The 15135-nt window shown below is 66.5% G+C and carries 14 protein-coding genes; 9 read left to right on the forward strand and 5 right to left on the reverse strand.

All coding sequences use genetic code 11. From position 1 onward, the window contains the following. The 5 genes from ACFFJD_RS00005 to ACFFJD_RS17615 all read left to right on the forward strand — a co-directional run. Positions 1 to 861, forward strand: an 861-nt coding sequence (locus ACFFJD_RS00005; RefSeq protein ID WP_382359010.1) for an ISL3 family transposase, incomplete at its 5' end; no start/stop codon positions are given. Positions 862 to 1002: 141 nt separating this feature from the next. Then, the gene (locus ACFFJD_RS00010; RefSeq protein WP_382359013.1) at positions 1003 to 1356 is read left to right on the forward strand and encodes an MspA family porin; all 354 of its coding nucleotides are present in this window, start codon (positions 1003 to 1005) and stop codon (positions 1354 to 1356) included. A 14-nt stretch (positions 1357 to 1370) separates the two neighbouring features. Next, on the forward strand, positions 1371 to 1664 hold the full coding sequence (locus tag ACFFJD_RS00015; RefSeq protein ID WP_382359016.1) for an MspA family porin: 294 nt from the start codon (positions 1371 to 1373) through the stop codon (positions 1662 to 1664). 1616 nt (positions 1665 to 3280) lie between these two features. Further along, positions 3281 to 4102 (forward strand): hypothetical protein, encoded by an 822-nt coding sequence (locus ACFFJD_RS00020; RefSeq protein ID WP_382359019.1) that lies wholly within the window; start codon positions 3281 to 3283, stop codon positions 4100 to 4102. A 127-nt stretch (positions 4103 to 4229) separates the two neighbouring features. Continuing rightward, positions 4230 to 4766, forward strand: a complete 537-nt coding sequence (locus ACFFJD_RS17615; protein ID WP_512700343.1) for a DUF5642 family protein — start codon at positions 4230 to 4232, stop codon at positions 4764 to 4766. Between the two features lie 63 nt (positions 4767 to 4829). Here the strand turns inward: ACFFJD_RS17615 and ACFFJD_RS00030 are convergent, their stop codons facing one another. Beyond that, positions 4830 to 5498, reverse strand: a complete 669-nt coding sequence (locus ACFFJD_RS00030; RefSeq protein ID WP_382359022.1) for a class I SAM-dependent methyltransferase — start codon at positions 5496 to 5498, stop codon at positions 4830 to 4832. A gap of 81 nt (positions 5499 to 5579) precedes the next feature. On the opposite strand from ACFFJD_RS00030, the gene ACFFJD_RS00035 reads away from it, so the two are divergent. From ACFFJD_RS00035 to ACFFJD_RS00050, 4 genes are all read left to right on the forward strand, one after another. After that, positions 5580 to 6548, forward strand: coding sequence for an NADPH:quinone oxidoreductase family protein (locus ACFFJD_RS00035; RefSeq protein ID WP_382359025.1), 969 nt, complete (start codon positions 5580 to 5582; stop codon positions 6546 to 6548). 137 nt (positions 6549 to 6685) lie between these two features. Next, the gene (locus ACFFJD_RS00040) at positions 6686 to 7924 is read left to right on the forward strand and encodes an ABC transporter substrate-binding protein (protein WP_382359028.1); all 1239 of its coding nucleotides are present in this window, start codon (positions 6686 to 6688) and stop codon (positions 7922 to 7924) included. 110 nt (positions 7925 to 8034) lie between these two features. After that, entirely contained in the window at positions 8035 to 10764 is a 2730-nt protein-coding gene (locus tag ACFFJD_RS00045) for an ABC transporter permease subunit (protein WP_382359031.1), read from the forward strand. Beyond that, positions 10761 to 11483, forward strand: a complete 723-nt coding sequence (locus tag ACFFJD_RS00050; RefSeq protein WP_382359034.1) for an ABC transporter ATP-binding protein — start codon at positions 10761 to 10763, stop codon at positions 11481 to 11483. Before ACFFJD_RS00045 ends, ACFFJD_RS00050 begins: the two co-directional genes overlap by 4 nt. 107 nt (positions 11484 to 11590) lie before the next feature. On the opposite strand, the gene ACFFJD_RS00055 is transcribed toward ACFFJD_RS00050, so the two are convergent. From ACFFJD_RS00055 to ACFFJD_RS00070, 4 genes are read right to left on the reverse strand one after another with little or no spacing between them, the layout of a single operon-like run. Beyond that, a complete protein-coding gene (locus ACFFJD_RS00055; protein ID WP_382359037.1) occupies positions 11591 to 11974 on the reverse strand; it encodes a carboxymuconolactone decarboxylase family protein in 384 nt (127 codons plus the stop codon). After that, positions 11971 to 12852, reverse strand: a complete 882-nt coding sequence (locus ACFFJD_RS00060; protein WP_382359040.1) for an NAD(P)-dependent oxidoreductase — start codon at positions 12850 to 12852, stop codon at positions 11971 to 11973. Before ACFFJD_RS00060 ends, ACFFJD_RS00055 begins: the two co-directional genes overlap by 4 nt. Continuing rightward, on the reverse strand, positions 12849 to 13580 hold the full coding sequence (locus ACFFJD_RS00065; protein WP_382359043.1) for an SDR family oxidoreductase: 732 nt from the start codon (positions 13578 to 13580) through the stop codon (positions 12849 to 12851). The genes ACFFJD_RS00060 and ACFFJD_RS00065 overlap by 4 nt, the downstream gene beginning before the upstream one ends. A 45-nt stretch (positions 13581 to 13625) precedes the next feature. Further along, the gene (locus ACFFJD_RS00070; protein WP_382359046.1) at positions 13626 to 15092 is read right to left on the reverse strand and encodes an aldehyde dehydrogenase; all 1467 of its coding nucleotides are present in this window, start codon (positions 15090 to 15092) and stop codon (positions 13626 to 13628) included. Between the last annotated feature and the right edge of the window lie 43 nt (positions 15093 to 15135).

Below are 15135 nucleotides of genomic sequence, written 5' to 3' on the forward strand. Positions count from 1 at the left end.
CTGGTCTACGACGGAGACCACCTCGACGGGGTCCGCTGCCTCGGTGTGGACGAGCACAAGTGGAAACATGTTCGCGGACAAGGAGATTCGAGTTTCGTCACGGTCTTGATCGATCTGACCCCGGTCATCGACGGGACCGGCCCGGCTCGCCTGCTCGACATGATCGGCGGACGATCCAAACAGGTCCTCAAGCAGTGGATGCAGGCGCGAGACCAACGGTTCCGGGATCGGATCAAGGTCGTGGCGATGGACGGATTCACCGGCTACAAGAGCGCCACCACCGAAGAACTTCCCACCGCTCGGGTGGTGATGGATCCGTTCCACGTCGTGCATCTGGCCGCGACGAAATTGGACCGGTGCCGGCAACGGGTCCAGCAGCAGGTGTGTGGGCACCGGGGCCGCAAAGACGACCCGCTCTACAAGATCCGCCGGATCCTGCACACCCGCACCGAACTCCTCACCGACAAGCAGAAGATCCGCCTATTCGAGTCGTTGACCAGCCACGACGCACACGCCGCCGTGGAGATCACCCATCAGGTGTATCAGCAACTCATCGCCGCCTACGAACACCGACACCGCCGCGAGGGCAAGAAACTCATGTACAAGATCCTGCGACGGATCCGCACCGGACTACCCGCCGGCCTGACCGAGCTCGCTCAACTCGGACGAAGCCTATGGAACAGGCGCGCCGACATCCTCGCCTACTTCGACACCGGCGTCTCCAACGGACCCGTCGAAGCCATCAACGGACGCCTCGAACACCTCCGCGGAATCGCCCAAGGCTTCCGCAACCTCGACCACTACATCTTGCGGTCCCTACTGCACTCCGGTCAGCTCGCCGAAAGGGTCAACGCACTCTGAAATACGAAGAGCCGTGATAGCGTCCTCGATGGGTCGCTTCGGGGCCCAATCTATGCCGACAAGGCCGGGGGGGCTTGCCACAGTGTTTGCTGATAGTCCGCGCCGGAGGGCATCTCTTCGAATCAAAGCGGAAAGTGGAACATGAAGGCGAAAAATCGAATGCGGGCAGCGGTGGCTGGCGTGGCTTCGGCGACGGCGCTCTTGAGTGGGGCTAGTTCCCTGACGGGTGCTGCCGAGGCTACTCCGACGCCGCTTTCAATGAAGCAGGATAAGCTGACCACCGATGACGACTGGACCATTAGGCTCGAGTCGACTGAGATGGTTGTCAACCCGATGCACAACCTGGCGAACGCGCCGACTTCCCGTGAAGGTTGGATTTCGTCGAAGGTCACCGGCTTCGTCGAGGGTCGCGGGGTGAATCCGGTGCAAACGGCCATTGTGGAGCACTTTTGGTCATTGGGTGCCAGGTGGACGTTTCAAACGGTGCCACGGTAGGGCTGTCGGCTTCGGTGGGCCCGAACGTGGGTGTCACGATCAGTGGTATCCCTAGCGCAAATCTTGGAATGTCGGCAAGTGTCAGCCCCCAAATTTCAGCCAACATCAAACCGGGACGCATTTCAGAAATTTCTCTCGGGAAGAAGCAGTTTCAGGGCGATCGCGCATCGATTCGTGTCAAGCGTGCGCGTGTAAGTGTTGACGGGTGTTGGGGTAAGGTATCGACGCGGATCATCGGTCGCCTTTCGGTCTCGACGAAGACCGCCGATGACACGATCAACATCCTCTCCGCCAGGACCTGGCTTTAGTGGCTGATCGGGGGACAGGGTCGCGGGCTCGAATGCGACGAACTATACGGCTAATACTTGCGGCTTCAGTCGGAGTGGTAATACTTCTGGCGAGCCTCCAGTTGCCTATGGTTAGTGCTGAAACTCCTGCGGAGCGGTGTGCGCGCGAAACAGCGGCGTATAATGAGGCCTCGGCGCAGGCGTGGGCGCAAAGTACCGGGCGTCCGGCCTCGGAGGCTCCGCCTCCACTGGTGCCATATATTTGTCAAGATCCCACGACGCAGACGCCGACGACGCCGTCGCCGACGCTGACCGCGCCCGCAGTGCCGACGACTACTGCGACAACCAACGCTGGAGCGGTGCCAAATGTCCACGCGCCGACGGATATTCCGGCGCCGGCCGCTGAAACTTCTGGAGCTCCCGAAAATGAGCGATCGCGGGTGGCGCCGTCCGTCGAACGCGAACTTCCGACTGAAGGTCCGGCAGCTCTTCCATATGGCCTGACCGGATACTGTGGCACGTTCATCACTGACTTGTTTCCGGATGATAGTGGGCTGGATGCGGAAGGCGTCGCAAAAGAGGCAAGAAGAATTCGTGGGCATACCTCGTTCAGGGATAGGTCTAAAGCAATTGTGAGCGAAGTCAATGCTGGGAAGTGGGCTGGCTATGAGGATTTAAGGCGGGAGGAATGGCAGGTTGATCATATTGTGGCGGCTAGCAGGATGGTCAAGCTTCCGGGGTTCATGGAGCTTGATCCAGTAACCAGGGCTCGCATTGCGAATATGAATGAGAACACGCGGCCGTTGCATCAACCTTGGAATTCTTCGAAGCAAGACCTTTCGTATGCGCAATGGCCTACCAGGAGTCCGACGGGAAGCCGGGACGCGCCCACGCGGGCGGAGTGGGAACAGTTGTGCGAGGAAGAACGTAGGGCGACTATTGCAGTCATCGCAGCGATTGGGCTGGCGCATCTGAAGCAGTTTCCGCCAATCGATTCAATACCATCGCCGCAGCGTGGCCGACCAAGCCAGACCGCATCGAGCATGCCGACCTTGACGGCAGTGCCAACTGAAAGGACAGTGAGCCCTTCTCTGAGTCCAAGTGCAACGACCACCCCGCAGGAAGGTTCAGGCGATCTAGAGGGCAGCGAGCAGACCGCAGCGGTCCCTAATGAGATGCCCACAGCCACCGAAACTGCTTATCCTACGGATGCACCGCCCGAAGTCGACTACCCACAGGAGACGCCTCAATCCGGGCCAACTGCTGAAAGCGCGCAGGTTACCGGTGGAGTGGCCGCGGGTGCTTCGGCAGGGGCCGTAGTTGGGACGGTGCAGGGGGGCGTGGAGACTTCTGCGAACGCCTCCGCAAATGGGGCCGAGAACCCGCAGAACGATCCCCCCGCGAGTCAGGCAACTGACGACTCGGCTGGCGGCGAGAAAGACGAGCCTTCTTGGTGGGAGCGTAATGGCGGCAAAGTAATTGCCGGAGGAGTTATCGTCGGGGTTGCCGTCGTCGGTGGTACCTGCATCCTGGCGAGTGCTGGAATGTGTACCGGGGCGGCAGTGACCGGTGGCAGTGCCGCAGTTGGCGCGGTGAGTCAGAGTGATTATGGTCTAGCGGGAGGATAGGAACTTATCGTGATGAAGGACGAATTTTGGAACCACGACGATTTCCATGAGGAACTTCGGGGAAATCGAGCATTTCCTATCGCGTTAGCAGACGTTCCTCCGGAGGAGCGTGGCGCAATTCCAGAGCAGTGGATCACGGCCTTGTCTTTGCCGGATGATAAGTGTGGCGACTATTTGGCCGGAGTTTGGAATGAGCTCTGCCCTCAGCTGCCTAGAGTGGGGCGGTTCATCCGCTCTCACCTTCGTGGTGTTCTTCTGGCAACAATGCCTAGGCGCTATCATTACGTTCGCGATTTCATTTCGGGGCCCCCTGCTGGCGATTGGCGCAAAGATCGGTGGACGGTCCTCATCTACGTATTCGATGGGCTCTCGGAGAGGTTTCCGTATCAACTGTGGTATGGGAAGGTCCCCCATTCTGGGGATCTTCCCGCATGGGGCGACGCTGCCGCTGCTGTCCTCGGGGATCTGCCGAGGCTTCAGGACGGGTTCAAGGAGCTGAGCTTAACCGCAGGGATTCTGTCGATCGAGGACGTGCATTCCATCGCTGATCGATGGATTCGATACACGGATCCTGATCTGGAACAGTTTGAAGTATTCGCCGGTTCCGGCGACGGCGCGACGATCCCGCGGAGCGAATGGCCGGACTTCGACGAAACGTTGGTAGTCGCCGAGTATCTCAGTCAGGAAGCATGCGCGATCGATCTGACTAAAGCCGACGGTTCTGGCTGGGGAGGCTCCTTCAATGGACTCTATCCAGTGGATAGTGTCGCACTTGAGGTGGAAGATATGATCGGCCGCGTGACTGGAGCTATTGAGATGGGCAAATTCTGAGATGGGGTGGGATATGCGTGGGCCCGGATATGTCCTGTGCTCGATAGTGGCGCTGTCGGCGCTAGCGGGTTGTGCTGAATCTTCGAACGGAGTGGAACCTGCGAAGTCGGTGCGAGCCGTCTCGTCGATGCCGACTCCGGAGGGTTTCGCGAGATTGGAAAACCCCAATCGGAGCGCAGCCCGGGACGTAGCGGCAAATCCCCTTCCGCCGGGTTGGACTTTCCAGCCGCAAGAATGTGCTCCGGTGCCGATGGAGGTCAGTGAGAGTGACCTGGCTGAAGTGGAGGTCGTACTGTTCCGATCGACCAGTACGTTCATCACCGTGGTTGCCTTCGATGCGGGTACCGACGAGGGGTTCGATCTGCCTGATCAATGCGAAGCCACCGCGCTGGCCGGGCCGGACGGGGCCGGCGGCTTCACTGTTCCGTGGCCGATGGAGGAGATCCCCGGTGCGGATGCGGTGCGCGGCACGCACTCGATCCTGCGGGACACACTGACCGATCCGACGTTCAACCAGTTCGTGTTCCTGGCGCAGGTCCGTGGGACGCTGCGCGTGATGGTGGTGGTGGCGCCGGAGATGAACGCGCAGCCGCGCGCCCGGAGCGTCGCCCCCGAACCCGGACTCGCCGCACTGCGCAGCGCGGTGGAGAAACTCGCGGCCTGAACAGCGCTGCCGTCTGCTGCAGTCACCAGGCGACTGCAGCAGACGGCAGAGTGGATAGAGGGGTCAGTCGCGGGTGCGCTGCAAGACCCGCAGGGAGCCGGCGACGCCGACCTCGGTGAACCGGCCCGACTCCAGCGCCTGCTTGTAGATCTCGTACGGGGGACGCCCGCCGTCGGCGGGGTCGGGGAAGACGTCGTGAATCAGCAGCGCGCCGCCGGGGCGCACCCACTGCGCCCAGCCGTCGTAGTCGTTCTGGGCGGCTTCCATGCTGTGGCCGCCGTCGATGAAGACGAAGTCGACCGGTCGGCCCCACATCTTCGCGGCCGCGGTCGACGGCGCGAGGACACCGATCACGGTGCCCTCCAGCCCGGCGTCGAACATGGTCCGGCGGAACCGCGCGGAGGTGTCCAGGGTGCCGGTGTGCGGGTCGACCAGGGCGGTGTCGTGGTACTCCCAGCCGGGCTGGTGTTCCTCCGAGCCGCGGTGGTGATCGACGGTGGCCAGCAGGCCGCCCGCCCGTTCGGCGACGTCGCCGAGGAACACCGTGGACTTGCCGCAGTAGGTGCCGACCTCCACCGCCAGGCCGACCGAGTCTGGTTGGGACATAAAGGTTTTCGCGTGTTCGTACAGTGCGAGGGCTTCATCGAGGGGGAGGAAGCCGGGGGCTTCTTCGGCGACGGCCAGGCGCTGAGCGGAAGGCCGCGAGGACGTGGCGGCCGGAGTGGAAGTCATGCGGCGAATACTAGCCGCAGCTGTCCGGCGGGGGCCGTCGGTGCGGGCCCGTGCGGGGATCGCCCAAGTAGGGTTCCAGGCATGAAGGCACAGGTGTTGATCGCAGAGAATGGTCCCGCAGGCTTGGAGCTCCAGGAGGTGCCGGACCCGGTGCCCGGCCCGGAGCAGGTGGTCGTCGACGTCAAGTCGTGCGGCGTGTGTTTCCCGGACCTGCTGATGAGTCAGGGCAAGTATCAGCTGCGGCCGCCGCTGCCGTACACGCCTGGCACCGAGGTGGCGGGTGTGGTGCGCAGCGCTCCGGAGGGCTCGGCCTATCAGCCCGGTGATCGGGTCCTGGCGGCCTCGTTCCTGGGCGGCTTCGCCGAGCAGGTCGCCGTGACCGAGGGGCAACTGTTCCCGCTGCCCGATGCGCTGAGCTTCGACGAAGGCGCCTCGCTCGGCATCAACTTCCAGACCGCGCTGTTCGCGCTGAAGCTGCGCGCCGAGACCGCTCCCGGTGAAGTGGTCGGCGTGCTCGGTGCCGCCGGTGGTGTCGGCACGGCGTCGATCCTGGTCGCCAAGGCCATGGGTGCCAAGGTGATCGCCATCGTGCACCGGACCGGGGCCGAGGACATGCTGCGCGCGCTCGGCGCCGACGAGGTGGTGCAGTTGACCGACGGCTGGAAGGACCGCGTCCTGGAACTGTCCGACGGCGGCGTCGACGTGATGATCGACCCGGTCGGCGGGGAGGTCTTCGACGAGGCCGTGCGCACGGTGGCGCCGGACGGGCGTTTCGTGGTGATCGGCTTCGCGGCCGGCGGCATCCCCACCATCAAGCTCAACCGGGTCCTCTTCCGCAACATCTCGATCGTCGGCGCGGCCTGGGGCGAGTACATCCGCACGCACCCCGACGTCCCGGCGCTGCTGCACGACGAGCTGGTCGAGATGATCGACGCGGGCATGCGTCCGCCGGTCAACGTGACCTACCCGCTGGAGGATCTGCCGAAGGCCCTCACCGACCTCGCCGAGGGGCGGGTGCGCGGCAAGGCCGTGGTGCAGATCGCTCCGTAGGCGGTCGCGTAAAAAGCCGCAAAACCGAAAACCCGCCGAGACCAAAACGTGTCCGGCGGGTTTTCTGATACCCGGCTCCGGGTGATTTGGAACACGTTACATTTTGCCGGACAACCTTTGATCGAAGGGATCTGCAAGTGAACGTATCCATCGGCTTCAAGCGCGCAGCGAAGTCCACTGCCGTGATGGGCGCCGCCGCCGCCGTGGTTCTGGGTGGGCTCACCGCCTGTTCCTCGGACGACGATTCGTCGACCTCCGCCGGAAAGACCACCGAGCTGCCCGCCAACGCGGCCACCGGTGAGACCATCAAGGTCGGCTTCATCGCGCCGGAAGGCGGCCAGATCTCGCTGCCCATGGTCCGCGAGGGCGGCGAAGCCGCGGCGCAGTACATCAATGAGAACGGTGGCGGCATCGGCGGTCACAAGATCGAACTCGTGGTCTGCAAGCAGCACGAGGAGCCGGCCAGCGCCACCAAGTGCGCCAACGAGATGGTGGAGAAGAAGGTCTCCGCCGTGGTGACGCCGCTCGGCGCTCAGGGCGCGGTGATGCTTCCGATCATCTCCGGCGCGGGCATCCCCTACGTCGCTCAGGCGCCGGTCTCCCAGGCCGAAATGATCAGCCCGGATGCATTCATGATCTCCGGCGGCATCATCGCGGTGCTCGGCGGTCAGGCGGCCACCGCCGCCAAGGACGGTCTGAAGAAGGTCACCGTCCTGATCGGTGACACCGGCGACGCCGCGGCCTCGGTCAAGGCGCTCGGCGAGCCGATGTTCAAGCAGGCCGGCGTGGATCTGAACGTCGTGACCATTCCGGCCGGTACCGCTGACCCCACCCCGCAGATCGCCGCGGGCCTGTCGGACAAGCCGGACGCGGTGACCATCCTCGGCGACACCCGCCAGTGCATCCAGGGCATCAAGGCGCTGCAGACCGCTGCGCCGGACGTGCAGAAGTACCTGATCGCCAGCTGCCTGGACAAGCCCGTCATCGACGCGGTCGGTGAGGACGCGGTCATCGGCGCCAAGGCCTTCACCACCGTCAACCTGTCCTCGGACGACGACTCGGTGACCCAGTACCGCAGCGTCATGGCCAAGTACGCGCCGGACACCGACCCGCAGGGTCTGGGCTACCTCGGCTACCAGGTGGTCATGGCACTGTCGCAGGTCGGCGGCTCGCTGCCCGGCGGCGGCGTCGGACCCGAGCAGATGAAGACCGCGCTGCGCAGCGCCAAGGACGTTCCGGTGCCGGCCGCACCGGGGCTGACCTTCACCTGCGACGGCAAGGCCGTTCCGCAGCTGCCTTCGCTGTGCAGCAAGTCGATTCTGGTGAGCACCGTGGCGGAGGACCTGAAGTTCACCGACACGGTCGCGGTCAACTGATCGACAACTGACCGACGGGGGTTCGCCGGGACGCGGGGGCGTCCCGGCGAACCCTTTCCCGTCGCCCTCTCCACACCCCCTCCCGCATCGTCGAAACGGCACTTCCACCCATGACTGACCATTTGGCCTTCCTGACCCTCGGCCTCGGCAACGGCGCGGTCTTCGCTGCGCTCGGCCTGGCCTTGGTGATGACCTACAAGAGCTCCGGCGTCGTGAACTTCGCGACCGGCGCCATCGCGCTCTATGCGGCGTACACCTACGCCTACCTGCGTCAAGGCGAATTCCTCAATCCGATCCCGGGCTTTCCCACCACCATCGACCTCGGTGGCAAATGGTCGGTGCTGCCCGCGTTGATCGTGTCCGTCGCGGTCGCCGCGCTCCTGGGTGTTCTGCTCTACCTCGTCGTCTTCCGCCCGTTGCGCACCGCGCCCGCCCTGGCCAAGGCGGTCGCCGCGATCGGCGTGATGCTGGTGATCCAGGCGCTGCTCGCGCTGCGCATCGGTCCGGACTCGCCGACGGTGGGTCGGATCTTCCCGAGCGAGTCGGTCAAGATCGGCGACGTCGCCGTCCCGACCGCGCACTTCTGGCTGGCCGCGGTGATCGTCGGTCTGGCCGTTCTGGCGGCGCTGGTGCTGCGCTACACCCGCTTCGGCATCGCGACCGAGGCCGCCGCGGAGTCGGAGAAGGGTGCGCTGGTCACCGGGCTGTCGCCGGACCGGATCGCGGTGGCCAACTGGGCGCTGTCGTCGGCCACCGCCGGTATCGGCGGCGTGCTGATCGCGCCGATGGTGCCGCTCAACTCGGTGGCGTACACGATGTTCATCGTGCCCGCCCTGGCCGCGGCCCTCGTCGGCAACTTCTCCAGCATCGGCCTGACCGTGGCCGCCGGCCTACTGATCGGCATGCTGCAGGCCGAGACCACCAAGCTGCAGGTGACCTACGACTGGTTCCCCGACGCGGGCGTCGCCGAGGCCGTACCGCTGCTGCTGATCATCATCTTCCTGCTGGTTCGTGGGCAACGACTGCCCGGTCGCGGTGCGGTGATCCGACAGGATCTGGGCCGCTCGCCGCGCCCGAACCACGTGCTGATCCCCACCGTGATCTGCGTGGGAATCGCGTTGGCCGCCTTGTTCTTCACGTCCGGAAGCATGCGCCTGGCCGTGGTGATGAGCCTGATCTACGGCATCATCGCGCTCAGTCAGGTGGTCGTCACCGGATACGCGGGGCAGGTCTCGCTGGCGCAGCTGTCGCTGGCCGGGGCCGCCGCCTACTCGCTGTCGCGGTTCACCACCAACCTGGGACTGCCCTTCCCGCTGGCGGCGCTGCTGGCGGCGCTCGCCGCCGCGGCCATCGGCGTGGTGGTGGGTCTGCCCGCGCTGCGTGTGCGTGGACTTCCCCTGATGGTCGCCACCTTGGCCTTGGCCGTCTTCCTGGAAGCGTTCTGGTTCCGTAACCCCAGCTTCAACGGCGGCCTGCAGGGTGCGCCGATCAAGGAGCCCTCGTTCTTCGGGCTGGACCTGGGCATCGGTCGCGGCGAGGGCTATCCGCGCATCGCTTTCGGCCTGCTCTGCCTCGTGGTTCTGGTGCTGTGCGCGCTGGCCGTGGTGTGGCTGCGGCGGTCGCGCCTGGGCGCGTCGATGCTCGCGGTGCGCGCCAACGAACGCTCGGCCGCCGCCTCCGGGATCAACGTGGGTGCCACCAAACTGTTGGCCTTCGCCATCGCCTCGTTCCTCGCCGGCCTCGGCGGCGTTCTGCTGGCCAGCCAGCAGACGCTCGCCACCGCCGACACCTACCGGGTGCTGTCGGGCATCGGCCTGTTCGTCATCTTCTACATCGCCGGCGTCACGTCGGTGTCCGGTGCGTTGCTGGCCGGCGTGATGGCGCCCGGCGCGGTGCTGTCGTACGTGCTCGACATCGGCGACTACTACCTGCTGGTCAGTGGCATCCTGTTGGTGATCACGGTGGTGACCAGCCCGGACGGCATCGTCGGGCAGTTGCAGCAGATCCCGCGCCCGGCCTTCCTGCGTGCGCGCCGGCCCGAGGCGGTCGTCGAGGAGCATGTGGCGGACGTGGCAGCCGTGGAGCGCGCACCGATCGCCGCCGACGCCGCGCCGGTGCTGACCGTCGACGAGGTCGGCGTCCGCTACGGCCAGGTGGTCGCCGTCGACGGGGTGAGTTTCGAGCTGAGACCCGGCGAGATCGTCGGTCTGATCGGCCCCAACGGGGCGGGCAAGACCACGCTGGTCGATGCGATCAGCGGCTTCGCGCCGTCGACCGGCACGGTGACCCTGGACGGCGTGGGATTGAGCGGTCTGGCGCCGCACCGTCGTGCGCGGGCCGGACTGGGCCGCACCTTCCAGGACATCGAGCTGTACGACGACCTGTCGGTGGCCGAGAACGTGACCGTGGGGGTGCGTCGGGACAACCCGGACGCCGCGGCCACGGTGAACGAGGTCCTTTCGCTCCTGGAGATCGCGCACCTGTCGTCGATGGAGGCCGCCGGGCTGTCGCAGGGGCAACGGCAGCTGGTGTCGGTGGCTCGCGTGCTGGCCGGGCAACCGCGGGTGGCCCTGCTCGACGAACCGGCCGCAGGCTTGGATTCGTCGGAGAGTCGTTGGCTCGGGGAGCGGCTCGCCGCGGCCCGCAACGGCGGTGTCACCATGCTGCTCATCGACCACGACATGGATCTGGTGCTGTCGGTGTGCGACCGGGTCATCGTGCTGGATCTGGGCAAGCTCATCGCCACCGGAACGCCCGACGAGATCCGCGCCAATGCCGATGTGATCGGCGCCTACCTCGGCACTCCCGTCGCCGAGCCAATCGGAGAGGGGCAGGCGTGAGCATGCTGACGCTGAAAGAGTTGAACGCCGGGTACCGGGAGGACAGCCCGGTGGTCCGCGGCATCGACCTGGCTGTGGAGCGCGGCGAGATCATCGCCCTGCTGGGGCCGAACGGTGCGGGCAAGACGACGACGCTGGAAACCCTCGCCGGCCTGTACCCGCGGCTCGGCGGCGACGTCGAGGTCGATGGCGTCGCGGTGAAATCCGGTGATCCGCGGGCCGCGGTGCGCGCCGGGCTGGTGTTGGTGCCCGACGACCGCGCGCTGTTCCGCGGTCTTTCGTGCGAGCAGAACTTGCGGTTGGCCATTCGGTCGTCGCGGCGTGCACCGGTGCGCGAGGGTCTGGACCAGGCGCTGGAATGGTTCCCGGCGCTCGGCAAGCGGATGAAGGTGGCCTCCGGTCAGGTCTCCGGCGGTGAGCAGCAGATGCTGGCGATCGCGCGGGCCCTGCTGCAGAAACCGAAGGTGCTCCTGATCGACGAACTCAGCATGGGCCTGGCGCCGGTGATCGTCGAATCGATTCTGCCGGTGCTGCGCAGCGTCGCGCAGGAGCAGGGCACCTCGATGATCCTGGTGGAACAGCACGTCCGATTGGCGCTGGAAGTGGCCGACCGCGCGGTGGTGCTGGTGCACGGCAACGTCGCGATCGACTGCCCGGCCGCCGAACTGGCCGGCGACCTGGGCCGCCTGGAATCCGCGTACCTCGGCGCCACCGCCTGACTCCGCCGCGTCGCGACCCGTCTGACTCCGCCGTGTCGCGACCCGTCCTTCACGTCGCCGTGCTGCAGCGACGGCGACACGAGGGGCGGGTCGCGACATGGCACTGGCTAGGTGCCCGAGGCGCGGTGCTTCTTGATCTGTTCGCCGAACATCATGGTCATCTTGGTGCCCAGCGGCCAGCCGACGTAGTAGCAGAGGAACAGGCCGATCTCGTTCAGTTCCTCCGGCGTGAGTTCGCCGTTGCCGAGGGCGGCGCCGGCCTGGATCTCGGCGACGTCGACCATTCCGTTGGCGGCGAGGGCTCCGAGCAGGATCAGCCTGCGGTCCCGGTGGCTCAGGCCCTCGCGGGACCAGACCTCGCCGAAGACCTGGTCGGCGGTGTGGGCGAAGAAGTCGCCCGGCCCGTCGGCCATCTCCCAGCCGTAGACCTCCGACATCACCCGCAGCCCCTTCTGGCGTTGCGCGGAGCTCGGGGTGGGGGGTGTGGTCATGGCTGTTCTCCTTCGGAGTGGGGGACGCCGAGACCGGCGGCCAGGTGGGTCAGGGCGAGTTCGCCCAGGGGTAGGTCCACGCCGAGCTGCTGCCCGGCCGCCAGCGCGAGACCGAGGTCCTTCTCGCCGAGCTCGCGGACGTGGGTGAAGACGGAAAACCAGAAGTCGTCCGGGTCGATGGGAGCGGTGGTCTCCCGCAGCATGATGGCGCCGGCCCCGCCGGTGATGGCATCGGTGTGCCGCACGACGCGGCCCAACTTGCCCAGGTCGAGCCCGGCGGCCTCGGCGAGGCGCGCGGCTTCGGTGGTCGCGGTGAACGAGATGAAGTGCAACAGATTGCGCGCCAACTTCATTCGCGTGCCCGAGCCCACCTCGCCCGCGTGCACGAGCATGTCGCCGGCGAGCTTGAACGGCTCCTTGATCGAGTCGTAGGCGCCGCGGGGACCGCCGAACATGATCGCCAGCCGTCCCTGTTGCGCGCCCGACGCGCCACCGGAGATGGGTGCGTCGAGCAGCACCACGTCGTGCTCCGCGCACACCGCGGCCAGCTCGATCGCGGTCTCCGGGGAGATGGTCGAGTGCACGGTGATGACGGTGCCCGGGCGCACTGCCGGGAGCAGGCCGTCGACCACGGTCCGGACCTGTTCATCGTTGACCACACAGATCCCGATGACGTCGGCGGCGGCAGCGAGCCCCGCCAGGTCCGGCGCGGCCGCCGCGCCCTGGTCCACCAGGGCGGCGACGGCGTCGTCGTCGAGGTCGAAGACGGTCAGCCCTCCGGGCCAGGCGGCCAGGCGGCCGGCCATCGGTGCGCCGATGTTGCCGAGGCCGACGTAGCCCACGCGCAGCTTGTCCCCGGTCATGTCGTCTCCGGTCATGAACGGATGACCTGCCCGCCGTCGACGTTGAAGATCTGGCCGGTGACCCAGTCGGCTTGGCGCGACAGCAGGAACAGGCACATGCCGACCAGGTCTTCGGGGGTGCCGAGGCGCTTGAGCGGCAGGCGACTGACCATCTCCTGCACGATCTCCTTCGGCGTGCTGGTGCGGGTGGCCTCGGTGTCGATCGGGCCGGGGGCGATGGCATTGACGCGGATGCCCTGGCCGCCGAGCTCCACGGCGAGCTGCTGGGTGAGGCCGTTCACGCCGACCTTCGCCAGACCGTAGAAGCCGCTGTACAGCCATGCCGCGGTGGAGGACTGGTTCACGATCGCACTGCCCTTGGGCATGTGCGGGTACACCGCGCGGGTCACGTTCAGCGCGCCGTCCAGGTTCACCGACATGAACTTCTTGTAGTAGTCCCACGGCACGGTGATGAGGAAGTCGAGCTTCATGCCGCCGTAGATGGCGGCGTTGTTGACCAGCAGGTCGATGGACCCGTAGCGCTCCTTGGCGGCCGCGGCGAGGGCCAGCGCCGAGTCGGGATCGGATACGTCGGTGTGCACGTAGAGGCCGCCGATCGAGTCGGCGACGGCCTGGCCGGCTTCGTCGTTGACGTCGGCGATCACCACGTTGGCGCCCTCGGCGGCCAAGGCGCGCGCGTAGGCCTCGCCGATGCCTCCGGCGGCGCCGGTGACGATAGCGGTCTTGTCGGTGAAACGGTTCATGTGTGGTCCTTTCGGAAGGGGTCGGACGGGGAGGTGGTCGGGGGTTCAGGCGGGCCGGGCGACGGCTTTGGTCTCCAGGTATTCGGCGAAGCCGGCGACGCCCATCTCGCGGCCGATGCCGGACTGCTTGTAGCCGCCGAACGGGACATCCGCGGCGTACCAGATACCGCCGTTGATGCCCATGGTTCCGGTGCGGACTCCGCGGACCACGCGGTCGATGCGGTCCGGGTCGGTGCCCCACACCTGGCCGGAGAGGCCGTACGGGGAGTCGTTGGCGATCGCGATCGCGTCGTCGTCACCGTCGTGCGCAAGGATCACCAGCACCGGCCCGAAGATCTCCTCCTGCGCTACGCGGGCGGAGTTGTCCAGCCCGGAGATCAGGGTGGGGGAGACGAAGTAGCCGCGGTCGGCGTCTGCGGGACGGTCGCCGCCGGTCTCGACGGTGCCGCCCTCGGCCACCGCGAGCGCGATGTACTCCTCGACGCGGTCGCGTTGGCGGGCGGAAATCAGTGGACCGCAAATGGTTCCGGGCTTCTCCGGGTCCGCGGCGGGCAGTCCGGCGAGGGCGTTGCGGGTGAGTTCGGTGGCTTCGGCGAGCTTCTCGCGGGGCACCACGAGGCGGGTGGTGATGGCGCAACCCTGCCCGGCGTGGGTCACCACATTGAAGGCGGCCATCGCGCAGGCGGAGCCGAGGTCGGCGTCGTCGAGCACCAGGAACGCGGACTTGCCGCCCAGTTCCAGGAACACCTTCTTCAGCGACGCGGCGGCGGTGGTCATCACCGCGCGCCCGGTCGCGGTGGAGCCGGTGAAGGAGATCAGGTCCACCCGCGGATCGGCGGTCAGCTGCGCGCCGAGTTCGTGATCGGTGGAGGTGACGATGTTGATGACGCCGGCCGGAATATCGGTCTCCTCCGCGATCACCTTGCCCACCAGCGCCGCGCACCAGGGGGTGTCCGGGGCGGGCTTGAGCACCACGGTGCAGCCGGCGGCGAGCGCCGGACCGATCTTGGCGAAATTGATCTGGTGCGGGAAGTTCCACGGGGTGATGGCGCCGACGACGCCGATCGCTTCGGACCGCAGTTCGCGATGGTTCTTGATCCCCATCGGCGAGGCCTCACCGAGGTCGACGGTCCAGGTGTAGCTCTCGGCGAGGTCGGCGAAGTAGCCGAGATCGTTGACCGGGCCCTCCAGCTGCGGGCCGTGGGTGAGGAACACCGGGCAGCCGACCTCGGCCACGGTCAGCTCGCGCAGCTCGTCGAAGTGTCCGGCGAGCGCGTCGCGCAACTGGCGCAGGCAACGGGCGCGGAAGGCGTGGTCACGGGACCAGTCGGTGGTGTCGAACGCGGTGCGCGCCGCAGCGATGGCGGCGTCCATATCGGCGGCGGTGGCCTGGGAGGCCTGGCCGATCACCTCCTCCGTGGCCGGGTTGACCACGTCGAAGGCGCCGCCGGAACCGGGCACGAGCTTGCCGTCGATCAGGAGGTCGGAGGTGTATTCGGGGCGAAGTGGCATTAGCTGGAACTCCATCTGGACAGGTGTCTGGACTCGGATCTGA

The sequence above is a fragment of the Gordonia phosphorivorans genome (assembly GCF_042432625.1).
Lineage (GTDB): Bacteria > Actinomycetota > Actinomycetes > Mycobacteriales > Mycobacteriaceae > Gordonia > Gordonia phosphorivorans.